Source organism: Labedaea rhizosphaerae (assembly GCF_004362825.1).
Taxonomy (GTDB): Bacteria; Actinomycetota; Actinomycetes; order Mycobacteriales; family Pseudonocardiaceae; genus Labedaea; species Labedaea rhizosphaerae.
Map to the genome: position 1 here is coordinate 139,338 of NZ_SNXZ01000007.1, position 6,727 is coordinate 146,064.

Here is a 6,727-nt window from a genome sequence, read left to right on the forward strand (position 1 = left end):
TGGCGGCGTGGTGCTCACCGGCAGGTTGTCGGTCGCGGCGCTGCCATGGCTGGCCGAGCACGTCGTGCTGGGCCGGATCTTGTTGCCGGGCACGGCCTTCGTCGAGCTGGCGGTGCGGGCGGGGGAGCAGGTGGGCTGCGGCTCGGTGGCCGAGCTGACCCTCGAAGCACCCCTCGTGCTGCCCGCACGCGGCGTGGTCCAGCTCCAGGTCAGCGTCACCGCCGACCACACCGTCGAGATCCACTCGCGCCCCGACGCCGACCACGCGCCGTGGACCCGGCACGCCGCCGGAGTCCTCGCCGTCGATGCCCCGGCCCCCGCCGCCGCGCTGCCGTGGCCTGCGAGCGGCGAGCTCGACCTGTCCGGCTGCTACGCCGAACTCGCCGAGCACGGCCTGGCGTACGGTCCCGCCTTCCAAGGTTTGCGGTCGGTCCGCCGGGCCGACGACGTCGTGTTCGCCGAGGTCGCGTTGCCCGACCCCGCGCAGGCCGGCGAGTTCGGTCTGCACCCGGCCTTGCTGGACGCCGCACTGCACGCCCTGATGGTGAGCGGCCTGGTGTCCACGGACGCCGTGCTATTGCCCTTCGCCTGGTCCGACGTGACCGTGCACGCGGTCGGCGCCGCCGTGTTGCGTGTCCAGCTCACCGCCACCGGGCTGGACACGGTGGCGGTGACGGCGTTCGACGCGGCCGGTGCGCCGGTCGTGTCCGTGGGCTCGCTGGTGTTGCGCGCGGTCTCCGACCGGCAGCTGACCAACGCCGTGGACGACGCGCTGTTCGTGGTCGACTGGACGCCGATCACCCTGCCCGCGGCGACCGATGCCCCGGATGTCGTGGTCTTGACCCCTGGTTCCGTCCACCGGGCCCTCACGCTGGTGCAGGAGCGGATCGCTGCGGACGCCCCGCCCCTGGTCGTGCTGACCCGGGGTGCGATGGCGGCAGCGCCCGGCGACACGGTCACCGACCTCGGCGCGGCCGGGGCCTGGGGCCTGGTGCGCTCTGCGCAGACCGAGCACCCCGGCCGGTTCGTCCTCGTCGACGCCGACGAGTCCGAAGTGGATGACCTGCTGCCCGGCATCGTGGCGTCCGGCGAATCGCAGGCGGCCGTGCGCGGCGGCGAGGTCCTGGTGCCGCGGCTTGCCCGGGCCACCGCCAAGCTCGCCATCCCGGACGCGCCCGCGTGGGCGTTGGACGTCCGAGGCGACACGCTCGACAGCCTGACCTTGGTCGAGACCACGTGCGAAGCGTTGCGGCCCACCGAGGTGCGCATCGACGTCCGCGCGGCGGGGATCAACTTCCGGGACGTCCTGATCGCGCTCGGCACCTACCCCGACCCCGGCGTCCGGCTGGGCACCGAGGTTTCCGGCGTCGTGGCCGAGGTCGGGTCCGCGGTGACCGACCTGGCGCCGGGGGACCGGGTGTTCGGGCTGGTGTCCGGCGGGTTCGGCCCGGTCGCGGTGACCGACCGCCGCCTGCTGGCGCCGGTCCCGGCGGGGTGGTCGTTCGCGGACGCGGCGTCGGTGCCGGTGGTGTTCCTGACGGCGTACTACGGCTTGGTCGACCTCGGTCGTCTCCAACCGGGTGAGTCCGTGTTGATCCATGCCGCTGCTGGTGGTGTGGGGATGGCGGCGGTGCAGTTGGCCCGTCATCTCGGTGCGGAGGTGTACGGGACGGCGAGCCCGGCCAAGTGGGCGGCCACCGGCCTGCCCCCGCAGCGGCTCGCGTCCTCACGGGACACGGCGTTCGCCGCCGAGTTCGAGCCGGTCGACGTGGTGCTCAACTCGCTGACGGGTGAGTTCATCGACGCGTCGCTGGGTTTGTTGAAGCCGGGTGGCCGGTTCGTCGAGATGGGCAAGGCCGACCTGCGCGAACCGGAAGGTGTTACGTACCAGGCGTTCGACCTGTTCGACGCCGGCCCGGACCGGTTGCAGGACATGTTGGTCGAGCTGCTGCGGCTGTTCGAGACCGGCGTATTGACGGTGTTGCCCGTGCGCGCCTGGGACGTGCGGGACGCGCACGCCGCCTTCCGCTACCTGGGCCAGGGCAAGCACATCGGCAAGAACGTCTTCACCATCCCGCGCGCGCTCGACCCGGACGGCACGGTCCTGATCACCGGCGGCACCGGCACCCTCGGCACCCAGCTGGCCCGCCACCTCGTCGCCCACCACGGCATCCGGCACCTGGTGCTGGTCAGCCGCAGCGGTGGCCCTGTTCCCGAGTTGGACGCTGCTCCTGAGTTGGCCGCTGACGTTCGGGTGGTCGCGTGTGACGTGTCCGACCGCGATGCGCTCGCCGACCTGCTCGCGTCCATCCCGAACCTGACCGGGGTCGTGCACGCGGCCGGTGTCGCCGACGACGGCGTGGTCGACGCGCTGACCCCCGACCGCCTCGACGCCGTGCTCGCCCCGAAGGCCGGTGGGGCCCTCGCGTTGCACGAGCTGACCGCGGCCGCCGACCTGGCGTTGTTCGCGCTGTACTCGTCGGTGGCCGCGACGTTCGGCACGGCCGGTCAGGCCAACTACGCCGCGGCCAACGCCGTGCTCGACGGGCTCGCCCAGCAGCGCCAAGCCCAGGGCCTGCCCGCCGTCTCGCTGGGCTGGGGCCTGTGGGCCGAGGCCAGCGCCATCAGCGGGAACCTCGCGGACGTCGACCGGGCCCGGCTCGAACGCACCGGTGCCGCACTGTCCACTCCGGACGGACTCGCGTTGTTCGACCGCGCCGTGGCCGGTGGCCACGCCAAGGTCGTGGCGACGCGACTCGACCTCACCGCCGCGAGCGACACGCCGTTGCTGCGCGGCTTGCTGCGCACGCCCGTCCGTCGCACGGCCACGAACACCGGCGCCCCGCTCACCGAGCGGCTGGCCGGGATGTCCGCCGCCGAACGCGAACGCACCCTCACAGCCCTCGTGCAGACCGAGGTCGCCGCGGTGCTCGGGCACAGCGGCGACCTCGAACTGCGCACGGGCCGCGCCACCCGCTCGTTCAAGGAACTGGGATTCGACTCGCTCACCGCGGTCGAGCTGCGCAACCGCCTGAACGCGGCGACCGGGCTGCGGCTGCCGCCCACCGTCATCTTCAACCACCCGACGCCGCGCGAGCTGGCCGCGCAGCTCGCCACGCAACTCGGCGGCACCGTCGAAACGACCGCCACGACCGTCATCGAGGCGCCCGCCGATGACGACCCGGTGGTGATCGTCGGGATGAGCTGCCGGTTCCCCGGCGGCGTCACCACCCCCGACGAGCTGTGGCGGCTCGTCGACGACGGCGTCGACGCCATCACCGGCCTGCCCGGCGACCGCGGCTGGTTCGTGCCCGACGCCGAGCGGCTGCGCGGCGGGTTCCTGCGCGACGCGGGTGACTTCGACGCCGAGCTGTTCGGCATCTCCCCGCGTGAGGCGCTGGCCATGGACCCGCAGCAGCGGCTGCTGCTGGAGTCGTCGTGGGAGGCGTTCGAACGCGCGGGCATCGACCCGACGTCGTTGCGGGGCAGCCGTACCGGCGTGTTCGTCGGCGCGATGTCGCAGGAGTACGGGCCGCGCATGCACGAGGCGCCCGTCGACTTCGGTGGCTACCTGCTCACCGGCAACACCGCGAGCGTGGCGTCGGGCCGCATCGCCTACACGCTGGGGCTGGAAGGTCCCGCGGTGACGATCGACACCGCGTGCTCGTCGTCGCTGGTGGCCCTGCACTTGGCGGTGCGATCGCTGCGGGCCGGCGAGTGCGCGATGGCGGTGGTCGGTGGCGTGACCGTGCTGGCCACGCCCGGTGTCTTCCTCGAGTTCGGCCTGCAGAACGGCCTGTCCGCGGACGGGCGCTGCAAGGCGTTCTCCGCGAGTGCGGACGGCACCGCGTGGTCCGAAGGCGTCGGCGTGCTCGTCGTGGAGCGGCTGTCGCAAGCCCGGCGGCAAGGCCATGAGGTGCTGGCGGTCGTGCGCGGCAGCGCGATGAACCAGGACGGCGCGTCCAACGGGCTCACCGCGCCGAACGGCCCGGCGCAGGAACGGGTGATCCGCGCGGCCCTGGCCGACGCGGGCCTTCGTCCGTCCGATGTGGACGCCGTGGAGGCGCACGGCACCGGCACCGCGCTCGGTGACCCGATCGAGGCGAACGCCCTGGTGGCGACCTACGGCCAGGGCCGGGAACGGCCGGTGTGGCTGGGGTCGCTCAAGTCGAACATCGGGCACACCCAGGCCGCGGCCGGCGTCGCCGGGGTCATCAAGGTGGTGCAGGCGCTGCGGCACGGCACGTTGCCCCGCACCCTGTACGCCGACGACCCCACCCCCGCCGTGGACTGGTCGGCTGGTGCGGTGTCGTTGCTGACCGAGGCGCAGCCGTGGCGCGCCGAGGGGCCGGGTCCACGCCGGGCCGCCGTGTCGTCGTTCGGGATCAGCGGCACCAACGCCCACGCGATCATCGAGGAACCCCCGGCGGCCGCCGTCGTCGAGGCCGCGGCGGACACCGCCGAGACGGTGCCGTTGGTCGTGTCGGCCCGTTCGCGGGCCGCTCTGCTGGCCCAGGTCGACCAGGTGCGGGCGCTTCCCGCGACTCCGGATACCGCCCATTCGCTGGTCACCACGCGCGCGACGACGCTCGACCACCGTGCGGTTCTCGTCGGCGAGACCGTGGTGGACGGTGCGGTCGCGCCCGGCAAGCTGGCGTTCTTGTTCACCGGTCAGGGTGCGCAGCGGGTCGGCATGAGCCACGAGCTGTATGCCCAGTATCCGGTGTTTGCGGCCGCGTGGGACGAGATCGCCTCGCGGCTCCGGATTCCCTTGGACGACGAGGAATCGCTGGACCAGACCGAGGGCGCGCAGGCCGCGTTGTTCGCGCTGGAAGTGTCCTTGTACCGGCTGCTGGAGTCGTGGGGCGTCACGCCGGATCACCTGCTCGGGCACTCGATCGGCGAGCTCGCCGCCGCGCACGTCGCGGGTGTGCTGTCGCTGGAGGACGCCTGCACTTTGGTGGCGGCGCGTGGCCGGTTGATGCAGGCCCTCCCGCCCGGTGGCGCGATGCTGGCCGTCGAGGCCACCGAAGCCGAGGTGCCCGAGGGCATCGACATCGCGGCGATCAACAGCCCCACCTCACTGGTGGTGTCTGGTACCGAAGCCGAGATCGCGGCGCTCGAACTGATCTGGAAGGACCGGCGGCACAAGCGGCTGACGGTCTCGCACGCGTTCCACTCCAAGCTGATGGAACCGATGCTGGCCGAGTTCGCCGTCGTGGCCGAGGCCCTGACCTACCGCGAACCCCGGATCCCGATGGCCGGTGACGTGACCGACCCGGCCTACTGGGTTCGGCAGGTGCGCAACACCGTGCGGTTCGCCGACGGCGTCGAGGCCTTGCGCGACAACGGGGTCGCCACGTTCGTCGAACTCGGTCCCGACCCGGTGCTGTCGGCCCACGTCGAGGGTTCAGTGGCGGTGCTGCGGCGCGGCCGTGGCGAACCCGAGACGCTGCTGGCCGCGCTTGGCTCGGTGTGGGCGAAGGGCATTGAGGTCGACTGGGCGAAGGTCGTCCCGCCCGGACGGCGGGTGCCGCTCCCGACGTACCCGTTCCAGCGCAGCCGGTTCTGGCCGCAGCCGCACCAGCTGGTCGGCGACCTGGGGGTCGCGGGACTGGGCCAAGCCGGGCACCCCCTGCTCGGGGCGACCGTGGCCTTGGCCGACGGCGACGGGCTCGTGTTCACCGGCCGCCTCTCGGTGGCCGCCACGCCATGGCTGGCCGACCACGTCGTGCTGGGCCGGATCTTGTTGCCGGGCACGGCGTTCGTGGAGCTGGCCCTGCGGGCAGGGGAGCAGGCCGGCTGCCCGTCGGTGGCCGAGCTGACCCTGGAGGCGCCGCTCGTCCTGCCCGAGCACGACGCCGTGGACCTGCAGGTGATCGTCGGGGGCGGCGCCGAGCGTGGGGACGGCGACCGGACGGTGTCCGTGCATTCGCGCCCGGCGGGCACCGGCACCTGGACCCGGCACGCACTTGGGCTGCTGACCACGGCCGCGGCGGAGCCGCACCCGATCACCTGGCCGGACACCGCGGCCGTGACCGGTCGATACGAGGAGCTTGCCGCGCTTGGCCTGGCCTACGGTCCGGCGTTCCAGGGCCTGCGTTCGGTGGGCCACGTCGGCGACGACGTGTACGCCGAGGTGGCGCTGCCCGAGCGGGTGGACGGGGCGGCTTTCGGCATCCACCCGGCGCTGCTCGACGCCGCGCTGCACGCCCTGCCGTCCGATTCCCTGTTGCTGCCGTTCGCCTGGTCCGACGTCACGGTGCACGCCACCGGCGCGACCGCGTTGCGCGTCCGGCTGACCACGACCGGCCCGGACACGGTGGCGCTGATCGCGGTCGACCCGACCGGTGCGCCGGTTCTGTCGGTGGGCTCGCTGGCCCTGCGGGCGATGTCCGGCGGCCAGCTGGAGCACGCCGTCGACGAAGCCTTGTTCGTCGTCGACTGGATCCCAGTGTCCACAACGGACACCGCCGAGGTGCCGCCGGTCGTGGCCCTTCCGGCCGGCCCGGTCGAGGCGCTGACCTTGCTCCAGAACACCGACTCCCCGGTTGTGCTGGTGTCGTGTGGCGCGGTGGCCACCAGCTCCGCCGAGGACATCGCCGACCCGCGTCTCGCGGGTGCCTGGGGCCTGGTCCGGTCGGCCCAGGCCGAGAACCCGGGCCGCTACGTCCTGGTCGACATCGACGACGACACCGCGCTCGACTTGTTGCCGTCGGTCCTGGCC

At 73.2% G+C, this 6,727-nt stretch carries 2 pseudogenes; both read left to right on the top strand.

From position 1 onward, the window contains the following. Positions 1-10: 10 nt before the first annotated feature. A pseudogene (locus EV186_RS40915) lies at positions 11-1,078 on the top strand (polyketide synthase dehydratase domain-containing protein); the annotation flags it as partial. A 183-nt stretch (positions 1,079-1,261) separates the two neighbouring features. After that, positions 1,262-6,721 (top strand): annotated as a pseudogene (locus EV186_RS40920) (type I polyketide synthase); the annotation flags it as partial. Between the last annotated feature and the right edge of the window lie 6 nt (positions 6,722-6,727).